Origin of the sequence: Streptomyces phaeochromogenes, from assembly GCF_001418655.1 — a bacterium.
Lineage (GTDB): Bacteria > Actinomycetota > Actinomycetes > Streptomycetales > Streptomycetaceae > Streptomyces > Streptomyces phaeochromogenes.
This window is the reverse complement of the sequence record NZ_LIQZ01000059.1, coordinates 1-17,495: the sequence shown is the minus strand read 5'-3', so window position 1 is coordinate 17,495 and position 17,495 is coordinate 1. Positions and strand designations below refer to the sequence as shown.

19 protein-coding genes and 1 pseudogene are annotated in these 17,495 nt (G+C 70.2%); 12 read left to right on the top strand and 8 right to left on the bottom strand.

The features are described from left to right. Positions 1-226: 226 nt before the first annotated feature. Together AOK17_RS08440 and AOK17_RS08435 are read left to right on the top strand one after the other, a co-directional pair. Positions 227-1,663 (top strand): MFS transporter, encoded by a 1,437-nt coding sequence (locus AOK17_RS08440; RefSeq protein ID WP_055611709.1) that lies wholly within the window; start codon positions 227-229, stop codon positions 1,661-1,663. A gap of 102 nt (positions 1,664-1,765) precedes the next feature. After that, a complete protein-coding gene (locus tag AOK17_RS08435; protein ID WP_245697058.1) occupies positions 1,766-3,019 on the top strand; it encodes a PucR family transcriptional regulator in 1,254 nt (417 codons plus the stop codon). A gap of 78 nt (positions 3,020-3,097) precedes the next feature. Here the strand turns inward: AOK17_RS08435 and AOK17_RS08430 are convergent, their stop codons facing one another. Continuing rightward, complete coding sequence (locus AOK17_RS08430; protein ID WP_055611708.1) at positions 3,098-3,580, bottom strand: GNAT family N-acetyltransferase; 483 nt, start codon at positions 3,578-3,580, stop codon at positions 3,098-3,100. 194 nt (positions 3,581-3,774) lie between these two features. Between AOK17_RS08430 and AOK17_RS08425 the strand changes: the two genes are divergently transcribed. Both AOK17_RS08425 and AOK17_RS08420 read left to right on the top strand, forming a co-directional pair. Beyond that, positions 3,775-4,137 carry a DUF1304 domain-containing protein gene (locus AOK17_RS08425; protein WP_055611707.1) on the top strand — a complete coding sequence of 121 codons (363 nt, stop codon included), beginning with the start codon at positions 3,775-3,777 and terminating at the stop codon, positions 4,135-4,137. Then, positions 4,134-4,709, top strand: coding sequence for a TetR/AcrR family transcriptional regulator (locus AOK17_RS08420; protein WP_055611706.1), 576 nt, complete (start codon positions 4,134-4,136; stop codon positions 4,707-4,709). Before AOK17_RS08425 ends, AOK17_RS08420 begins: the two co-directional genes overlap by 4 nt. A gap of 19 nt (positions 4,710-4,728) precedes the next feature. Here AOK17_RS08420 and AOK17_RS08415 read toward each other — a convergent pair whose 3' ends face one another. Together AOK17_RS08415 and AOK17_RS08410 are read right to left on the bottom strand one after the other, a co-directional pair. After that, positions 4,729-5,607 (bottom strand): hypothetical protein, encoded by an 879-nt coding sequence (locus AOK17_RS08415; protein WP_055611705.1) that lies wholly within the window; start codon positions 5,605-5,607, stop codon positions 4,729-4,731. 97 nt (positions 5,608-5,704) lie between these two features. Further along, a complete protein-coding gene (locus AOK17_RS08410; RefSeq protein WP_079052876.1) occupies positions 5,705-6,721 on the bottom strand; it encodes a GlxA family transcriptional regulator in 1,017 nt (338 codons plus the stop codon). Positions 6,722-6,791: 70 nt separating this feature from the next. Between AOK17_RS08410 and AOK17_RS08405 the strand changes: the two genes are divergently transcribed. Next, the gene (locus AOK17_RS08405) at positions 6,792-7,742 is read left to right on the top strand and encodes an NADP-dependent oxidoreductase (RefSeq protein ID WP_055611704.1); all 951 of its coding nucleotides are present in this window, start codon (positions 6,792-6,794) and stop codon (positions 7,740-7,742) included. A 109-nt stretch (positions 7,743-7,851) separates the two neighbouring features. Here the strand turns inward: AOK17_RS08405 and AOK17_RS08400 are convergent, their stop codons facing one another. Both AOK17_RS08400 and AOK17_RS08395 read right to left on the bottom strand, forming a co-directional pair. Further along, positions 7,852-8,961, bottom strand: coding sequence for an NAD(P)-dependent alcohol dehydrogenase (locus AOK17_RS08400; RefSeq protein WP_055611703.1), 1,110 nt, complete (start codon positions 8,959-8,961; stop codon positions 7,852-7,854). A 57-nt stretch (positions 8,962-9,018) separates the two neighbouring features. Next, a complete protein-coding gene (locus AOK17_RS08395) occupies positions 9,019-10,476 on the bottom strand; it encodes an aldehyde dehydrogenase family protein (RefSeq protein WP_055611702.1) in 1,458 nt (485 codons plus the stop codon). A 105-nt stretch (positions 10,477-10,581) separates the two neighbouring features. On the opposite strand from AOK17_RS08395, the gene AOK17_RS08390 reads away from it, so the two are divergent. Together AOK17_RS08390 and AOK17_RS08385 are read left to right on the top strand one after the other, a co-directional pair. After that, positions 10,582-11,010 (top strand): MarR family winged helix-turn-helix transcriptional regulator, encoded by a 429-nt coding sequence (locus AOK17_RS08390; RefSeq protein ID WP_055611701.1) that lies wholly within the window; start codon positions 10,582-10,584, stop codon positions 11,008-11,010. Positions 11,011-11,197: 187 nt separating this feature from the next. Next, entirely contained in the window at positions 11,198-11,578 is a 381-nt protein-coding gene (locus tag AOK17_RS08385; RefSeq protein WP_079052875.1) for an STAS domain-containing protein, read from the top strand. Between the two features lie 9 nt (positions 11,579-11,587). On the opposite strand, the gene AOK17_RS08380 is transcribed toward AOK17_RS08385, so the two are convergent. After that, positions 11,588-12,280 (bottom strand): SDR family NAD(P)-dependent oxidoreductase, encoded by a 693-nt coding sequence (locus tag AOK17_RS08380; RefSeq protein ID WP_055611700.1) that lies wholly within the window; start codon positions 12,278-12,280, stop codon positions 11,588-11,590. Positions 12,281-12,364: 84 nt separating this feature from the next. Between AOK17_RS08380 and AOK17_RS52055 the strand changes: the two are divergent. The 3 genes and pseudogenes from AOK17_RS52055 to AOK17_RS08365 form a co-directional block, all read left to right on the top strand. Beyond that, positions 12,365-12,721, top strand: a pseudogene (locus tag AOK17_RS52055) (MerR family transcriptional regulator); the annotation flags it as partial. 160 nt (positions 12,722-12,881) lie between these two features. Next, a complete protein-coding gene (locus AOK17_RS08370; protein ID WP_055611699.1) occupies positions 12,882-13,427 on the top strand; it encodes a hypothetical protein in 546 nt (181 codons plus the stop codon). 51 nt (positions 13,428-13,478) lie between these two features. Beyond that, positions 13,479-14,090 (top strand): nucleotidyltransferase domain-containing protein, encoded by a 612-nt coding sequence (locus AOK17_RS08365; protein WP_055611735.1) that lies wholly within the window; start codon positions 13,479-13,481, stop codon positions 14,088-14,090. Positions 14,091-14,243: 153 nt separating this feature from the next. Here AOK17_RS08365 and AOK17_RS08360 read toward each other — a convergent pair whose 3' ends face one another. Further along, positions 14,244-14,867, bottom strand: coding sequence for a hypothetical protein (locus AOK17_RS08360; protein ID WP_055611698.1), 624 nt, complete (start codon positions 14,865-14,867; stop codon positions 14,244-14,246). Positions 14,868-14,938: 71 nt separating this feature from the next. Continuing rightward, complete coding sequence (locus AOK17_RS08355) at positions 14,939-15,679, bottom strand: hypothetical protein (RefSeq protein ID WP_055611697.1); 741 nt, start codon at positions 15,677-15,679, stop codon at positions 14,939-14,941. 217 nt (positions 15,680-15,896) lie between these two features. On the opposite strand from AOK17_RS08355, the gene AOK17_RS08350 reads away from it, so the two are divergent. Beyond that, positions 15,897-16,547, top strand: coding sequence for a DUF4230 domain-containing protein (locus AOK17_RS08350; protein WP_055611696.1), 651 nt, complete (start codon positions 15,897-15,899; stop codon positions 16,545-16,547). A 284-nt stretch (positions 16,548-16,831) separates the two neighbouring features. Further along, positions 16,832-17,476, top strand: a complete 645-nt coding sequence (locus tag AOK17_RS08345) for a VanZ family protein (RefSeq protein WP_079052873.1) — start codon at positions 16,832-16,834, stop codon at positions 17,474-17,476. Positions 17,477-17,495 lie beyond the last annotated feature (19 nt).

Here is a 17,495-nt window from a genome sequence, read left to right as displayed (position 1 = left end):
CGAGTTGAGCGAGAGCGGGAGGAGTGAGGGGGCGAGTGCGTCCGCTTGGGGCGGTGCCCCAGGTTCCGCCTCCGGGCGAGGGGCGGGTTAGACGACGTGCTGACAGTTCGTCTGCCGCCTTCTGTCAGTTCGCTGACAAAGGCGTGCCGTCGATTCCATGCCGTGGGCCAGAGCCCGGGCGGTCCTCTCCCGCCGACAATCCGTGCGACGGCGGAAGGAGCGTCTTGTGGGACGTGCACGGCTGTTCGCGCTGTTCTCCCTGCTCACGCTGACCGGGTTCATCACCACGCTCGACAACACGGTCATCAATGTGGCCCTGCCGACCGTGCAGCGCGAACTGGGTCTGACGGTGCCCGACCTGGAGTGGGTGGCCGCCAGTTATGTGCTCAGTTTCGGAGCGCTGCTGCTGCCGGGCGGACGGCTGACCGATCTGCTCGGCCGCAGACCTGTGCTGGCTGCCGGGGTCGTGGTCTTCACGGCGGCGTCGGCGGCGGCAGCCCTCGCGGACAGCGGGGGCACGCTGATCGCGGCCCGTACGGTGCAGGGGGTGGGGGCCGCGCTGGTCATCCCGGCCTCGCTCGCCGTCATCGCGGTCGACCTGCCCGCGCGGCTGCGCGCGACGGCCGTGGGCCTGTGGACGGCGGCGCTGGCCGTGGCGCTGGCACTGGGACCCGTGGTGGGCGGCTTCGTCACCCAACGGTGGGGCTGGGGCTGGGTGTTCGCGCTCAACGTCCCGTTCGGGCTGATCGTGCTGCTGCTGATGCCGGCCGTGCCCGGCCGGTCCGCTCCCCGGCGCGGTGGTCTCGATGTGCCCGGTGTGCTGCTGTCCGTGCTCGCGCTCTATCTGCTCACCTACGGTCTGGTGCGCGGCCAGGAGCACGGGTTCGGCACCGCGCCCGTACCACTGTGCCTGGGCGTTTCGGCGGTCGCCGTCTGTGCGTTCGTCGTCGTGGAGGTCCGGACCACGCGGCCACTGGTCGAACTGGGGCTCCTGCGCGACCGGTTCCTCACCGGCGGGATCGCCGCGCAGGTGCTGTGGGGCATCGGCGTCAACGGGGTGTTCTTCTTCACGGCCCTCTATCTCCAGCGGGTGCTCGGCTTCTCGCCGACGGGTGCGGGGCTCGCGTTTCTGCCGCTGGCGGGCGCGCTGCTGCTGGGGACGCCGGTGGCCGAGCGGGCAGCCCGGGCGCTGGGCGCGCATGTCTCGATCGCGGGTGGCCTCTGCCTGGTGGCGGTCGGTCTGCTGTACGTCTCGGGGGCGGGTGCGCGGGCCGGCTTCTGGGATCTGCAGCCGGGGCTGCTGCTGATCGGCTGGGGTTCCGCGTTCACCACTCCCCTGACCGTGCGCAGTCTCGACCGGGTTCCGGAGACCGGGATGGGGATGGCGACCGGTCTGGTGAGCGCGGCACGCGAGGTCTCCGGTGTGTTCGGGGTGGTCCTGGTGGGCGTGGTCCTCACCCGGCGTGAGAGCGCCGAGCTCCGTTCCGGCGCCGATCCCCGCGGCGCGTTCCTGGAGGGCTACGACCTCGGACTCCGGCTCGCGGCGTGCTGCGTACTCGCGGGTGCGTTCGTGACGCTGGTGACGCTGCGCCGTCGTGGGCGTCATCGGCGGGTGGTGGCGCGGAGCAGGACCAGGCCCAGGATTCCCCTTGTCATGAAGTGACAAGCCCCCGGTGCATGTCTGTCAGTCGCCGATGAAGCTGGGCAGAATTCTTGCGGGTATCGTCACCGTGCCCTACTTCCCGTGCGCAGAAGGAGCCGCTGCGTGACCGGATTCCGCATGCTGGAGAAGATCGAGGCCACGAACGCCACAGTCAGGGCCGAGGACGCCCAGGGCCCGTTCAAGGCGTTCCCTTCGGGTCTGCACGACCATCTCAGACCCTTCTTCGACGACATCACCGAAGAGGTCGTACGGGCGATCAGAACCGAGATCCCTGAGTACGCGCGGCCGACGGACGACACGTACATGCAGGTCGTGCATCAGGGCGTGGAGCACGCACTGCAGGGGTTCCTGGAACGGATGGCGAAGCCGGACACCGACTGGCAGCCGGTGACGGCGACGTATCAGCGCATCGGCCGGGGCGAGGCGGACGAGGGACGCAGTCTCGACGCGTTCCAGTCGGCGCTGCGGCTCGGTGCGCGGGTGACATGGCGCCGGATCAACGCGCTGGTCGACGCCGATCTGCTGCCGCGCCATGTGCTGGCCGCGTTCGGTGAGGCGTTGTTCCTGCACCTGGACGAGATGGCGGCAGCGACGACGGCCGGATACACGGAGGCGCGGCTGCACGCGGCCGGTGAGCTGCAGCAGCGGCGTACGCGGCTGATCGATCTGCTGATCGTGGACCCGCCCGCGTCGGTCGCGGCCATCACTGATCTCGCGCACACCGCGCAGTGGCCCGTGCCGCGTTCGCTGGCCGTGGTCGTCATCGATCACGGGGCGCAGGCCGGTGCGGCCCAACCCCCCATCGTGCCGCCGGAGTTCCTGGCGCGGTTCGACGTGCGCCCGGCCGTGCTGGTGGTGCCCGATCCGGAGGGCCCGGGAAGGGCGCGTGCCGTCGCCGGTGCGCTCCAGGGCCTACGGGCCGTCATGGGGCCGAGCGTCGCGATCCAGGAGGGGGCGAGGTCCCTGCGGTGGGCGGCCGAGGCACTCGATCTGGCCCGGCGGGGTGTGCTGCCGGACACGGAGATGGTGCGCTGCCGGGACCATCTGGCCACGCTGATGCTGTTCCGCGACGAGGCGCTGGTGGAGGCGATGGCCGACCGGCATCTGCGCCCGCTGGACACCATCCGGCTGCCCCAGCGCGAGCGCCTGGCGGAGACACTTCTCAGCTGGCTCGAATGCGGCCACAACGCGAGCGAGGTGGCCGCCCGTCTCGCCGTCCATCCGCAGACGGTCCGCTATCGCATGCGCCAGCTCGACGAGCTGTTCGGCGACCGGCTCCACGACCCCACCACCCAGTTCGAGATGCAGCTGGCGCTGCGGGCACTCAAGTTGCGGAGGGCGGCCCGGGCACGGTGAGCGTCACAGCGACTGGCCGAAGGCGACCGCCACAGGGACCGGCCGAAGGTGCTTCACAGGGACTGGCGAAGGTAAGCATCAAAGCGCCTGACCGAGGGTGAGCGTGTGCCGTCCGAAGCCGTTGCGCTCGTAGAACCGGATCGCGTCCGCGTTGGCCGCGTACGCCGTCACCTCGGCCAGCTGGGCGCCCTGTTCCCGCGCCCAGTCGAGGAAGGCCGCCACGAGCCGCGCTCCCGCCCGGGTGCCGCGGTGGGCCGGGCGCACGTACAGGCTGTGCAGGGTGGCGAGCTTCACCGGGCGCATGGCCGAGCCGTCCGCGACCGTGCCCACGAGGTGCCCTATGACTTCCCCGTCGTGCTCGGCCACGAGCGACAGCCGGGCCGGGTCGTCGATGCCCGCGGCGAATCTCTCCGCACCTTGTGCGAGAGGCCAGTTGATGTCGACGGTCGCGTCCCGGGTGCCCGCGTCCTCGGCGAACAGGGCCGCGCTGGAGGCGACGAGCGCCGGGATGTCCTCGGGGCGGGCCCGGCGGACGACTGCCTGGTCGTGGTGGTCACTCATGGGACAGGACGGTAGCGGCCGGGTCCGACAGTGCCTCCGGGCAGCGGCAGCGCTCCTCAACTCAGGGGATCTCGACACAGGGGATCTCGACGCAAGGGGTCTCGACTCAGGGGATTTACTGGACAGGTGTCCATGTATAGTGGACACCTGTCCAGGAAATCCCGGCAAGTTCCCCCTGAAGGAGCCCACTCCCCATGCAGACACTCGCCAACGTGCTGGTCGGCCTCGTCGCCGCTCTCCACGCGTACATCCTGGTTCTGGAGATGTTCCTGTGGGAGAAGAAGCCGGGGCGCGGGCTGCACGGGTTCGACCCCGAGATGGCGCGGGCCACCGCCGCGCTCGCCGCCAACCAGGGGCTCTACAACGGTTTCCTCGCGGCCGGCCTCGTCTGGGGACTGATCGCCGACGACCCGACGGGCTTCCGCGTCCAGGTCTTCTTCCTGGTGTGCGTGATCGTCGCGGGTGTGTACGGCACGGTCACCGCGAACCGCCGCATCCTCTTCGCTCAGGCCCTGCCCGGCGCGCTCGCCCTGGCCGCCGTCCTCGTCGCCCGGTGACCTCCGACCCCAGGGCCGACTCCACGGCCGACCCCAGGGCCGAGCGCACCCGGGCCAAGCTGCGCCGGGCCCTCCTCGACGAGTGCGCCCGCCGGCCGCTCGCGGAGGTCAGCGTCGCCGCGCTGGTGCGCGCGGCCGGGGTCGGCCGGGCCACGTTCTATCTGCACTACGCCGACCTGGAGGCGCTGGCCGTCGACGCCTGCGCCGATGTCGTACGGGACGCCGTGGACGCCCTGCACGCCTGGCGGGGCAGACCCGACCCCAGGTCGGCGCCGGACGCCCTGCTCACGTTCTTCGCGGGCCTGCCCCCTCATGCCCCGCTCTACCGTGCCCTGTTGAGCCCGGGCGGCGGCGGACCGCTCGGCCGCGTACTCCACCAGGACCTGCGGGCCCGCAGCCTCGCCGAGCGCGAACTCGTCGGCGCGCCGGAGGCCCCGCTCATCGCCTCGGCCGTCGCCGCGACCTTCGCGGGCGTTCTCGCCGACTGGCTGCACGGGCTCGTCGAGGCCACCCCTGAGGAGATCGCCCACAAGGTGTGGCGCCTGCTCGTGGCCCTGCACGCCAGCCGGTAGAACGCCGCCGGCCGGTAGGTCAGTCGCAGCCCATCCCCTTCTTCACCGCCGGCCACGCCTCCACCCCGTCCGGCGTGCGGACGTACGCCTTCTTCTTGTCGGCCGTCAGCCACAGCGCCCGCTCGCCGTGTCGGTAGCCGGTGTCGCGGGCGCCGTCGGGCAGGGTGACGTCGCCGTCGTACGGAGCGGTGAGCAGGCCGGACAGCACGCCCTCGGGATCACGGGCGTACAGCACGCGCTTCGCCCCGTGCCCCAGTTCGAGGAAGTGGGCCGACTGCCAGTCGCAGTGCTCCGACCCCTGGGAACTGCTGATGGTGTTGACCGAGAGCCGACGGCCGCGCGCGTCGGTCCAGACCTCGTAGCCCTGGTCGTCGGTGAAGGTCTCGGGGAACTCCGCCGGATCGCACGAGGCGGTCGTCTCCGGGCCCCAACCGGGCCGGTTCGGCTGGTCCTTGGCGACGATGACGGCCACCTTGGTCAGGCCCCCGACATCGTACGAGAAGAGCACCCGGTCCCCGTCGTCGCGCTCCACGCGGTAGCCGGACCTCGGGACGCCCGGCTGCTCGATGTCGAAGTACGCCTGAAGCCCTTCCGCCGGGGTCGAACCGCCGTCGCCCTTGCTCCAGTTGCCCCCGAACCCGCCCGAGTGGATGTCCCCCTCGCACTCCAGGGCCAGGCCCGCCGCGCCCGACTCCGCCTCGGTCGCCCGCTGACTGTCCTCGTCATACTCCTTGTGCGGCACGCGCAGCGGTCCGCTGTACGGCGTGGCCGACGCGGGCCCGCCGTCGAGGAGCCCTCCGTCGGTGTGCCCCTTCCCGCTCTCCACCACCACCGTCACGAGTGTCGCGACCGTCGCGATGCCCGCCACCGCCAGTCCGCCCGCCTTGATCCCCCGCATGGTGCCCCCTGCCTGCCGTTTCGCCGTATCCCTCCTCCGACGCACGAGCCCCTCAGGACGTTCAGGCGGAATTCGTCGCCCTTAGGCTCTGCCGGCTTCAGCTCTGCCGGGCCGCCTGGAACGTACGCCGGTAGGCCTGTGGCGAGACGCCGATCGCCGCGTGCAGATGCTGCCGGAGCGAGGTGCCGGTCGCGAAGCCGACCTCGCCCGCGATCTGGTCCACCGGCAGATCGCTGGCTTCGAGCAACTGCCGTGCGCGGACGACGCGTTGCTGGATGAGCCAGCGGCCGGGGCTCATCCCGACCTCGTCGTTGAACCGGCGGGCGAACGTACGCAGGCTCATCCGGGCGTGGGCGGCGAGATCGCCCAGGGTCAGCGGTTCGCCGAGGCGTTCCAGGGCCCACTGCCGGGTGGCCGCGGTGCCCGCGGTCGAGGGTTCGGGCACGGGCTGTTCGATGTACTGGGCCTGACCGCCGTCCCGCCACGGCGGCACCACGCAGGACCGGGCCACCCGGTTGGCCAGCTCGCTGCCGTGGTCCTTGCGCACGAGGTGCAGGCAGACGTCCACGCCGGACGCGGCTCCCGCCGAGGTGAGGAGGGAGTCCTCGTCGACGAACAGCACATCGGCGTCCAGGTCCACGTCCGGGAACATCTTCCGGAACAGCGGGGCCAGCTGCCAGTGCGTGGTCGCCCGGCGTCCGGCGAGCATCCCCGCCGCCGCCAGGACGAAGGCGCCCGTACAGATGGAGACGATCCGGGCGTCCGGCCGGATGGCCCTCAGCGCGTCGGCCACCGCCTCGGGGAGATCAGCGCTGAGCTGCGACAGGGCGAACGGCGGGATGACGACGGTGTCGGCCGTACGCAGCACTTCCGGACCGTGTTCGACGGTGATCGAGAAGTCCGAGCTGCTGCGCACCGGCTGCCCGTCGACCGTGCAGGTCAGGATCTCGTACCGGCCCTCGGCCGAGCCGAAGACCCGGTTCGGGATGCCGAGCTCGAAGGGGTAGACCCCGTCCAGGGCCAGGACGACGACCCGCTCCACGGGTCCGTCGTACTCCCCCTGCCGGGAGTTCTCGGTGGGGGCGGGGCGCTCCCCGCAGTGCGTCTGCAGCATGGCACGATCCTATCGAACAATGGCAATCATGCCATTTCCTGGGCTCTCGCGGCCCGGCAGGCTGGAGCGCATGAGCACTGAGAACACGATGCGCGCGATCAGTCAGGACGTCCTCGGCGGTCCCGAGGTCCTCAAGGAAGTGGAGCTGGAGATCCCGAGGCCCGGGCCGAGCGAGGTGCTGATCCGGGTGCACGCGGCGGGTCTCAACCCGACCGACTGGAAGCACCGGGCGAACGGCAACTTCCTCGGGAAGCCGCCGTTCGTCCTCGGCTGGGACGTCTCCGGCGTCGTCGAGGCGATCGGCCTCGGCGTCACCCTCCACAAGCCGGGCGACGAGGTCTTCGGCATGCTGCCGTACCCCTACGGCGTAGGGGCGCACGCCGAGTACGTCACCGGTCCCGCGCGGGCCTTCGCGCACAAGCCGTCCGAGGTCGACCACACGCAGGCGGGCGCGATTCCGCTGGCCGCGCTGACCGCCTGGCAGGCGCTGGTCGACACGGCGGACGTCCGGCCGGGTCAGCGGGTGCTGATCCACGCGGCGGCCGGCGGAGTGGGGCATCTCGCCGTGCAGATCGCCAAGGAGCGCGGGGCCTACGTGATCGGTACGGCCAGCGCGGGCAAGCACGAGTTCCTGCGGAGCCTGGGCGTCGACGAGACGGTCGACTATCGCGAGACCGACTTCGCCGAGGTCGTGCGGGATGTCGATGTCGTGCTGGACACGGTCGGGGGCGAGTACCGGTCGCGGTCGCTCAAGACCCTCCGGCCCGGCGGGCTCCTGGTGTCGATCCTGCCGTCCGGGTCGCCGGCGCTCTCCGAGGAGGCGCAGGGGCTCGGTGTGCGGGCGATCGAGCTGCTCGTGGAGGCCGATCAGGCCGGGATGCGGGCGATCGCCGAGCTGGTCGCCGCGGGGCGGCTGCGTGCCACGGTTGCCGAGGTGTTTCCGTTGGCCGAGGCCTCGAAGGCGCATGCGCTCGGGGACACCGGGCGGACAGTCGGGAAGCTTGTTCTTCAGGTTCGGTAGCACCTTGTGGGGCGCGGGTGTCACAGGTGGTGTTGAGCTGCGGGCCGGTTGTGGCCGGCCGCGCAGTTCCCCGCGCCCCCAAAAGGGCGCCTTGCGTGAAGCCCGGATATCAGGCGAACGTCAGTACCGGCTTGATCGTCTTGCCCGCGCTCATGTCCTGGACGGCCTGGCCGATGTCCTCGAAGGCGTAGGTGCTGATCAGCCGGTCCAGTGGGAGGCGGCCCTCGCGGACCAGCTTGACCAGGGCCGGGATCGCGGTCTGGGTCTCCTGGTCGCCGAGGGTCAGGCCCACCAGCCGTTTGCCGCCGAGCATTCCGTTGACATCCAGGGCGACCTCGGAACCGAACGGTGGGGCGCCGACGATCACCGCCGTACCGCGGGCGGCGAGCGCGTCCACGCCCTTGCGCAGGACGATGACGTTGCCGGTGGTCTCGACGACCCCGTCGGCCCCTGCCCCGCTCGTGATCAGCTGGACCGCCTCGACGATGTCCGCCTCGTTGGCGTTCACGGTGTGCGTGGCGCCCAACTCCCTTGCCAGCTCCAGCCGTTCGACGACCTTGTCAATGGCGATCACAGTGGTCGCGGGCGTCAGTGCCGCGGCCATCACCGCCGACAGACCGACCGCGCCGGCGCCCAGGATCACGACCGTGTCGCCGGTACGGGGCTCAAGGACGTTCCAGACCGCGCCCACGCCTGTCTGTACGCCGCAGCCCAGCGGTGCGAGGGACGCCAGCGGGATGTCCCTGTCGACTTTGACGAGGCTGCGCTCGTCCACCAACGCCCGTTCGGCGAAGGAGGACTGGCCGAAGAAGTGGCCGCCGAGCGGGGCCCCGTCACGGCTGATGGTGGCGGAGCCGTCGGCGCGGCGTCCGCCGAGGAGGTTCAGCGGCAGCCAGGCGGCGCAGTACGCCGGGTGGCCGTCGCGGCAGTTGCGGCAGGAGCCGCAGGAGGTGAAGGAGAGCACGACGTGGTCGCCGGGCTCGACGCCCGCGACGTCCGGGCCGACGGCCTCGACGATCCCGGCGCCCTCGTGGCCCAGTACGCCGGGCAGCGGGAACGGCAGGCCGCCGCTCGCGACCCCGAGGTCCGTGTGACACAGGCCCGCGGCCACGATCCGGACCAGGACCTCATGGGCGCGGGGCTCGTCGAGCTCCACGTCGGCGAGGGTGAAGGGCGCTCCCCCGGACTCGACCACGGCTGCGCGAGTGGTGGTGGACATGCTGCGAACTCCCTTGGGTGAGGGTGAGTTGAAGGGGTGGGCCCGGCTGCGGGGCGCTCAGTCGAACGAGATGACGACGGACTTGACCTTGGTGTAGGAGGCGAGCGCCTCGGGCCCGTACTCACGGCCGAAGCCGGAGGCCTTGACCCCTCCGAAGGGCACCGCGGGGTCGAGCATCGCCCAGTCGTTGACCCACACGATGCCCGCCTGGAGCCGGTCTGCGACGCGGTGCGCGCGGGCGAGGTCGGTGGTCTGCAGTCCCGAAGCCAGGCCGTACGGCGTGGAGTTGGCCAGCTCGACGGCCTCGTCCTCGGAGTCGAAGGGCTGCACGGTCAGGACCGGGCCGAAGATCTCCTCCTGGACCACCCGGGAGTCGTTCGACAGGCCCGCGATGACCGTGGGCTTGTAGTAGAAGCCGCCGTTCAGGTCGAGGCGCTCGCCGCCGCACACGATGCGACCGCCCTCCTTGCGGGCCAGTTCGACGTACTCCTCGACCTTCTTCAGGTGCCGCTCCCCCGCCATCGGCCCGACGACGGTCCCGGGCTCCCGGGGGTCGCCGACCGGCACGCCGGGGACGGCTTCGGCGAGGATGCCGACCACCGTGTTGTAGAGGGGGCGTGCGACGAGCAGGCGCGGCCCGCCCATGCAGAACTGGCCGGTGTTGAAGACGAAGCCCTTGATGACCGCGCCGATGGCCTTCTCGACGTCGGCGTCCTCGAAGACGATGTGCGCCGCGTTGCCGCCGAGCTCCATGGTGACGGACTTCAGGCCCTCGCCCGCGACGCTCGCCGCGTGCCGGCCCACCGCGGTGGACCCGGTGAAGGCGATCTTGTCGACGCCGGGGTTGCGCAGGAGCGCCTCGCCCGCGATCGGTCCCGTACCGGTGACGACGTTGTAGACGCCGTCCGGGACGCCCGCCTTCTGGAGCAGAGCGGCCATGTAGAGGGCGCTGAGCGGGGTCTCCTCGGCGGGCTTGTGCACGACCGTGTTGCCCGCCGCGAGCGCCGGGGCGATCTTCGAGCCCGCGAGGATCAGCGGGAAGTTGAAGGGCGTGATCGCGGCGACGACACCGATCGGGCCGGGCTTGGTGTAGGCGAGGCCGTTGAGCGGGGTGTCCCTGGTCGCGCCGTCCAGGGTCCAGGCGAGGGAGGCGTAGTACTCGTAGTCGTTGGCCGCGTTCGTGACGTCGACCGCGTGGCACAGGGTGATCGGCTTGCCGACGTCCTGGCTCTCCAGGGCCGCGATCTCGTCCGCGTTCTCCCGGATCAGCTCGGCGACGCGGTGCAGGACCCGGCCGCGCTCACGACCGCTCATCGTGGCCCACGGTCCGCTGTCGAACGCCTTCCGCGCGGCACGTACGGCCGTGTCGACATCGGTGGCGGAGGCCTCCGCGACCGTCGTGACCACCTGGCCGGTGGACGGATCGAACACGTCCGTACGCGCTCCGTCGGCCGCCTCGCGCCACTGTCCACCGATGAACAGCTGCCCGGGCCCGCTCTCGAAGGTGGTCGTCATTGCCCACTCCTCAGCCTCGATCGCCAAGATTTCAACCAACAGGATTCCTGTTGGTTCGCAGTCTCTTTACAGACAGGTTTCCTGTCAATGCCCTAGGCTGAACGCATGGTCGTCACCAAGGCACCCCCGTCACTCCTGTACATGGTCAAGCAGGTGGAACTCGTCGTACGGTCCCGCCTCGACGAGTTGCTGAAGCCCACGGGGATCACCGCACTGCAGTACACCTCGCTCACCGTCCTGGAGCGGCACGACGGCCTGTCCGCGGCGCAGCTCGCACGCGACTCGTTCGTGACCGCGCAGTCCGTGGCCGACGTGATCCGGTCCCTGGAGACCCGCGGTCTCGTACGGCGTGAGCGCAATCCCCGCAACCGCCGCGAGCTGCTGATTCTCCTCACCGAGTCTGGCCGCGATGTGCTCGCTCGGCATGCCGAGCCCGTGCGGGAGCTGGAGGAGCGCATGGTCCGGGATCTCACGGCGCACCAGACGGACCAGTTCCGGCAGGCACTGTCGAAGGCATGGCAGTCGCTGTCCTGAAACTGACGGGCGACACGTCCTTTAAATCGAAGACATATGTCAATCGAACATGCTGAAATTCACCCCATCGAGGGTAACTTGCTGAGTGGGGAACGGTTGGGCGGCCGCCAGCCGCACACGGCCGCGTCTACGCTCAAGGAACGACGTCACCCTGACCCCCGGTGACCCTGTTGGAGGTGATGTCGTCGTGCGCAACGAGTCCGCGCCGTTCACTCCTCATCTGCGTGTCCACGAGGACCGCGGGCACACCGTGCTGGAGTTCCACGGGGAGATCGACATCATCGCGGCGCTGGACATCGTCCCGGCCCTGGACGCGGCCACGGGTCACCCGGCCGCGCGGGTCGTGCTCGACCTGCGGCACATCGAGTTCTTCGACTGCTCGGGCCTGCGCCTGCTGTACCGCGCCCGGCGCCGGGTCCTCGCCCAGGGCGGGCGGCTGCACCTGGTCTGCACCCACCCGCTGACCCTGCGCATCCTGCACGTGACCGGGCTCGACGACGTGCTGCCTCCGCTGTCGAGCATGGACGAGGTCCTCGGGCAGCCCGAGGCCGCCTCGGAGTCCTTATGACCGGGCCCCTCAGCAGCGGCCGGCGTGCAGCACCTCGCGGTCCCACAGGTGACGCGGCTGCGTGTGCAGCTGCCAGTAGTGCTCGGCGATGTCGTCGGGGTCGAAGTCGGTGCCGGGAGCGACCGGGCCGTCCACGGTGACGCTCGCCACGTGCACCCCGGAGGAGCCGTACTGCTGATCGAGCAGCGCGACCAGGGTCCGGACGCCCGCCTTGCCCAAGGAGAGACTCACGTACTGCGGCTTGGGCTCGGGCATGCCTCCCGTGACGAGGAAGGTTCCACGGCCGCGCGCCGCCATCGCCGGCGCGAGTCGTGCCGCGGCATTGAGCGCGCCGACCACATTGACCGCCCACGCCTCCATGTGTTCGCGTACCGAGATCTCACCCACCTCGTCCACACGGACGAGCGCGGCGTTGTACACGGCGACCTCCGGCACGCCGTGCTCGCCGATGGCCCGGTCGAGGGCCGCGTCCAACTCTGCCCGGTCGGTGCTGTCGGCCTGCAACGTGACGACCGGAACTCCATGGGGAGCGCCATGGGGAGTGCCGCGGGAAGCGCCATGGGAAGCGACCTCGCTCGCCACGGCGCGCAGCGTCTGCCCGCCCCTGGCGATCAGAGTGATCGGCATTCCCTCCCTGGCGAACCGACGGGCGACCGCCTGCCCGATCCCCGGTCCCGCACCAATGATCACTGCACCTGACATGGCCCGGCTCCCCTGCTTCACGATCGGCGATACTGGGGGACGCTAAGGCATCACATCCATGTGAAGGTCAAGGAGAAGGCCGGGATGCGAATCGGCGACCTCGCCCACCAAACCGGGGTGAACAGGCGGCTGTTGCGCTACTACGAGGAGCAAGGCCTGCTCCGGCCGGACCGATTGGGCAACGGCTACCGTGAATACGCCGAGGCGGACGTCGCGGCGGTGCACCACATCCGGGCCATGCTCGCCGCCGGACTCTCCACCGCGGTCATCGCCGGGCTCGTGCACTGCGTACGCGACAAGGACGAGCTGAGGGTGCCGGCCGGCTGCCCCACCTTCATCGCCGAGCTGCGGCGCGAACGCACCCGCATCACCGAGGCAATCGGCCAACTCGAGAGCTCCCGGCACCTATTGGACGCCGTCCTCGACACGGCACCACGGGACGGGGAAGATCCGTCACCAGAGACTGCCCCCACGAAGAGCCGGGCCGGTCGCGTGCCCGGGCAAGGCCGGGGCGGCACTATGCGCCTACGGCCCCATCCTCCCGCCGCGGAGGGCGGGTTGCGGCATGCCGCCGATGGCCGTTCGGAGGGGGAAGGACGCGATGGGGGAACCAGCGGAACTGGCGGAACTGGCGGAACTCGATGAATGGGTCGCGGTGATCGACGCGTGCATCGAGCCCATCGCGAGGAGGCCGGTGGATGTCACCGACCCCGACTGGATGCGGAAGCTGCGGGAGGGCCCGCGTCCGCTGGACGAGGCGGGGATCCGACCGGAGGCCGAGGCGGCACTGCGGGACGTGCTCTCCCTCTACGAGGAGGGCGACGAGGACGTACGGGCCGCCCTGCGTGCGCTCCTGGAACGGTGTCACTATTTCGCCTGGGCGACGACGCTGCCCTTCGAGCCCACGCCCCAAGGCTTCCGGCAGCGACTGGTGGAGATGTCGGTCGGGGATCAGGGCCAGGACACCCGGGACATGATGGTCGCCCTGAACGATCTGTGCGGGCAGGCCCGCGACGCCGGCCTCGACATCCGGCCGCTCCTGCTGGACGTGGCCGAACTCTCCAGCAAGGTCGACAAGTACGGGATGGGGTCCACGCGGGGCATCCTGCTCCGGGCTGCCGAGAGGGAGCCCAGCGGCCTCTGGTGAGCGAGGGTCACGGGAGCGGGAACGGGCCGCAGTTCCTCCAGGATGGGCGACATGACGTACGAGCACACCCCCTTGGGCAGATGGGATCCCGCGCCCCTCACCGAAGTCGCTGACCGGTTCCGCGATGTGAGGAACCCCTGGTGGGTGGCGGGCGGCTTGGCGATTGAATTCGCGGTAGGCCGGCGCATCCGGGATCACGGGGACGTTGATGTCCTGCTGCTCCGACGCGACCAGCTCGCCGTCCAACAGTCCCTGCCGGACTGGGAATGGTGGGCCGCCGATCCGCCCGGGAACCTTCGTCCGTGGGCGTCCGACGAGGCTCTTCCGGAGAGCGTGCACGACATCTGGTGCCGGCCGGGGCCGGGCGAACCCTGGCGGATCCAGATCATGCTCGACGAATCCCATGGCCAGGAGTGGGTGTCACGCCGTGATCCGCGAGTACGTCGTCCGCTCGACAAGCTCGGCCTGATCTCCACCGGCGGTATCCCCTACCTCGCACCGGAGGTGCAACTCTTCTACAAGGCCAAGGAGCCCCGGCCCAAGGACGAAACAGACCTTGCCGCAGCCCTGCCCGTACTCACCGACGACCAGCGACACTGGCTCGTCGACGCCATCACCCAGGCCTACGGATCACATCCGTGGGTCAGCCGACTGCTGCGTTGATGCCGGCAAGGGGACTGGTGACACACCCGGAACCTCTCGCGCCGAAATGCCAGGACACGGTCGTGGGCCGCGGTCAAGGCGTACCAGGTCCGCCCCTGATCACCCAGCCGTGCCGTCTCAGTGATCCCGACGAACGCGCACGGCTCGTCGAGTTCAGGCGGCGCTCCTTCGGCGGTACGCGAGCCAGGCGGCGATCCGCTGCTTGAACTCGCGGTGGACGTAGGGGCTGTCGTGAAGGGTGATCCACTCCAGGTGCCGCAGGATGTTCTCCGAGCGGTCCGGGTGGCGCACCGCGAGCACGTCGACGCCGGTCTCGCCCGTCGAGGCATGGACGTACACGCTGGTGTCCAGGGCCATCATGGCGAAGCCCGCGTGGCCCGCGTGCACGCCGAGGAACGCAGATGCAGCGCCCCGGCCCATGATGTCCCAGCGCTCCAGGAGCCGGACCCGGGTCCAGACCGCCGGCGCGGTGTGGCTGCCGCCGTGCATGTTCCGCAGGGCGGCCCCGTGCGTCCGGGTGCCCTGTGGAAGCTGGACGAGGAACTCGCGCCGGTGGTCGAGAAGGCCCGAGGAGACGGCGAGGTCGTACCAGTCCGCGTTGAGTCGCTCGACGAGCCGCGGGGTGTCGTACCGGTGGGAGAAACCACCCGTCACGTCCTCGGCGCCGTACCCGAGGACGAACGGCATCGTGCCGTCCGGCACGGCGTTCGGGATCACCTCAAGACCGGCCCGCCACAGCGGCCGGTACACCTTTCGTTCGCGCTCCCGGGCACCCATCGGTCACTGTTCTACCAGGGCCAACGCGCCAGGAAGCCCGCCGGATCACGGACAGGTCAACCGATCCTGGATCACGCGATCCGAACAGAAGACACTGGGGGGAGGTTGGCGGCTGCGTACTCGTCCGCCATGCGGAACACACTGGCGCAGCGCGGGCACTCCGCGCGGCCCATGAGATAGGTGATCCCCTCGGCCAGTCGGTCCTGACCGTCACGGACCGCGAGGTCGTACATCCACCGTCCCGTGCCGTCGAGTTCCGCAACCGACGCCGGCCGCAGCTCGCGCCGGTCGACATCACCCGCCTCCCAGTCCCGGCGGGCCGAGTAGTTGCCGTATCCGCCGATGGCGATGGTCGTGTCCAGGGCGCAGTGCGGACAGGCCACCGTGTAGAAGTCGTCGCTGAAGTCACCGAGGGCCGCACTCCAGTGGAACTGCTCCTCGATCGCGAGGAGGGTGCGAAAGCCCCAGAGGTAGTCGGCCGGACGCGTCCGGAGACGCCGGTCCACCAGTTCCCGAAGCTCTGCGACGGCGTCGCGGCTCTCCACGAACATGCACTCGCCCTGGTCGTCCGTCATCGCGCTGCGCACGATCGCCGCGGCCATCTCCAACGCCTGCGTTTCACGGCGGGCGAGCGCGACCAGACGTGGCAGCGCGGCGAGACTCCCCGGGACGAGGGTCTCTCCCTCGACGCACAGCATGGTCCACAGCTCGCGCCACACGCTCTCGCCGCCGGCCCCCGCCTCCACCTGCTCCAGCAGCCCGGGCAGAAGCTCGGCGGTCCGAAGTGCGTACGGGCGATCCCATTTCGTCACGTTCACATTCAAGCGGGCCGCGCCGCCCGATGAGACGGGGAGCAACTGGTTTGGCGGAAGAGACCTTGTGCGGCTGTCCGTTGCTCGTGGTGCGTCCCGGGCAACAGCCCTCGCACCAGGAAGTCACCGAGGTCCTCACGCGGTCAACCATTCGGTCAACACGCCTGTCTGGCCGGTCATTTGGGGGGCACTAGGAAGGAGGAAGGAGGACGGCCACATGACGACGTCCCTGAAGCGCATGCCCGGATGGGCCAAGATCCTGAGCGCGGTCGTGCTGGTTCTGGTGATACTCGGTGCCGGGCTGCAGCTGAGCCTGCTGCCCGGGCTGCGTGACGTTTTCCGCGAGGAAAGCCACGACCGGACCGGACCCACGCTCCTCAAGTCCATTCAGGACATGAGCCGTTACGACGCCGCCTCGGGCAACTTCCAGGTGGTGGTGGATCTGGAGAAGGACACCAAGTACCTGCCGGACGCGGTCCGTGGCACCCGCACCCTGTATGTGGGCGCGGGCACCGTGGACGCCTACGTCGATCTCGGAAAGATCCGCGACGAGGATGTGAAGGTCAACAAGGACCGCACCTCGGCCACGCTCAGGCTCCCCCACGCCGCCCTGGGCAAGCCCGCACTCGACCCCGACCAGTCCTACGCCGTCTCCAAGCAGCGCGGTCTCCTCGACCGGCTCGGCGACGTCTTCTCGGACAACCCGAACGACGAGCGGGCCGTCCAGCGGCTCGCCGCCCGGCACATCGGTGACGCCGCGAAGAAGACCGAGCTGACCGCCCGCGCCGAGGAGAACACCACCGGCATGCTCAAGGGGCTGCTGGGCTCCCTGGGCTTCAAGGAGGTGAAGGTGACGTACGGGTCATGAGCCTCCACCCGTGACTCCTCAGGCTCAGGTCATGAGCCTCGGCCCGTGACGCATACGGTCCGGGTCATGGGCCTCTGCCCATGACCCGGACCGGGGCCTGGGCCCGCGCACGCTCGTCGACGCCACCGTCGCCCCTCCGGCCCGAGCACACCGATCGCCCCGGCAGCACGAACCAGCGCCGGGGCGATCGGCGGCTCGGGCCAGGCACACATGTCGTCGGCATCTTCGGCCCCTTCGGGGGTACTCGCCTGTCATCGGACGACAGTTGAAAACTGGAGGGTTGAATGGCCCGCGCAGTGTCACGCCCGCGCATCGCACTACGCCTTCGCTCCACATCTCATTCCGGCACCAAGAAGGCCGGTTCCGGCACGAAGAAGACCAGCCCTCGTACCAAGAAGTCGCGCTCTCCCGACTCCAAGTCCGACCCCCGACCGTCGACTGCTCCAGGCGAACGACGGCCACTTCCCTTTGTCGTACGGTTCCTGGTCATGCTCATCGCCTTCGCGGCGATGGTGGCCTTCGCCGCCGCGCTGGCCCAGATCACGTTGCAGCCGTCGCCGGCCTCCGAGGCCCTGACGCACAGCAACCTGCATCCCGGCCGTTCCCTGCGCGCCTATCTGGACCAGCCCGAACTGCGTGACGCCTTCAAGCAGATCGGCGGCAACCTCGTCCTCGGCATCCCCTTCGGGGTGCTGCTGCCCGTCCTGGTCCCCAAGGCACGCGGGATCCTGCGAGTGCTCCTCCTCACGGCGGCCGTGATGATGTTGGTCGAACTGGTGCAGGGTGCGGTGATCACCGGGCGCGCCTTCGACGTCGACGACGTCATCCTCAACACCAGCGGGGCGCTCGTCGGTTACCTGCTGCTCGGCCGTCGGCTGAGCCGTGCGGTGCATCCGCGCAAGAGCCGCCGCAAGAACTCGGAGGCGTGAGGGCCTGGGGGCCGTGGGG

Excerpts from the sequence above, each read along its gene's own strand:
- AOK17_RS08430 (WP_055611708.1), bottom strand. The coding sequence starts at position 3,580 with ATGAGTGACCACCACGACCAGGCAGTCGTCCGCCGGGCCCGCCCCGAG.
- AOK17_RS08425 (WP_055611707.1), top strand. The coding sequence starts at position 3,775 with ATGCAGACACTCGCCAACGTGCTGGTCGGCCTCGTCGCCGCTCTCCAC.
- AOK17_RS08415 (WP_055611705.1), bottom strand. The coding sequence starts at position 5,607 with ATGCGGGGGATCAAGGCGGGCGGACTGGCGGTGGCGGGCATCGCGACG.
- AOK17_RS08410 (WP_079052876.1), bottom strand. The coding sequence starts at position 6,721 with ATGCTGCAGACGCACTGCGGGGAGCGCCCCGCCCCCACCGAGAACTCC.
- AOK17_RS08405 (WP_055611704.1), top strand. The coding sequence starts at position 6,792 with ATGAGCACTGAGAACACGATGCGCGCGATCAGTCAGGACGTCCTCGGC.
- AOK17_RS08400 (WP_055611703.1), bottom strand. The coding sequence starts at position 8,961 with ATGTCCACCACCACTCGCGCAGCCGTGGTCGAGTCCGGGGGAGCGCCC.
- AOK17_RS08395 (WP_055611702.1), bottom strand. The coding sequence starts at position 10,476 with ATGACGACCACCTTCGAGAGCGGGCCCGGGCAGCTGTTCATCGGTGGA.
- AOK17_RS08390 (WP_055611701.1), top strand. The coding sequence starts at position 10,582 with ATGGTCGTCACCAAGGCACCCCCGTCACTCCTGTACATGGTCAAGCAG.
- AOK17_RS08380 (WP_055611700.1), bottom strand. The coding sequence starts at position 12,280 with ATGTCAGGTGCAGTGATCATTGGTGCGGGACCGGGGATCGGGCAGGCG.
- AOK17_RS08370 (WP_055611699.1), top strand. The coding sequence starts at position 12,882 with ATGGGGGAACCAGCGGAACTGGCGGAACTGGCGGAACTCGATGAATGG.
- AOK17_RS08365 (WP_055611735.1), top strand. The coding sequence starts at position 13,479 with ATGACGTACGAGCACACCCCCTTGGGCAGATGGGATCCCGCGCCCCTC.
- AOK17_RS08360 (WP_055611698.1), bottom strand. The coding sequence starts at position 14,867 with ATGGGTGCCCGGGAGCGCGAACGAAAGGTGTACCGGCCGCTGTGGCGG.
- AOK17_RS08350 (WP_055611696.1), top strand. The coding sequence starts at position 15,897 with ATGACGACGTCCCTGAAGCGCATGCCCGGATGGGCCAAGATCCTGAGC.
- AOK17_RS08345 (WP_079052873.1), top strand. The coding sequence starts at position 16,832 with ATGGCCCGCGCAGTGTCACGCCCGCGCATCGCACTACGCCTTCGCTCC.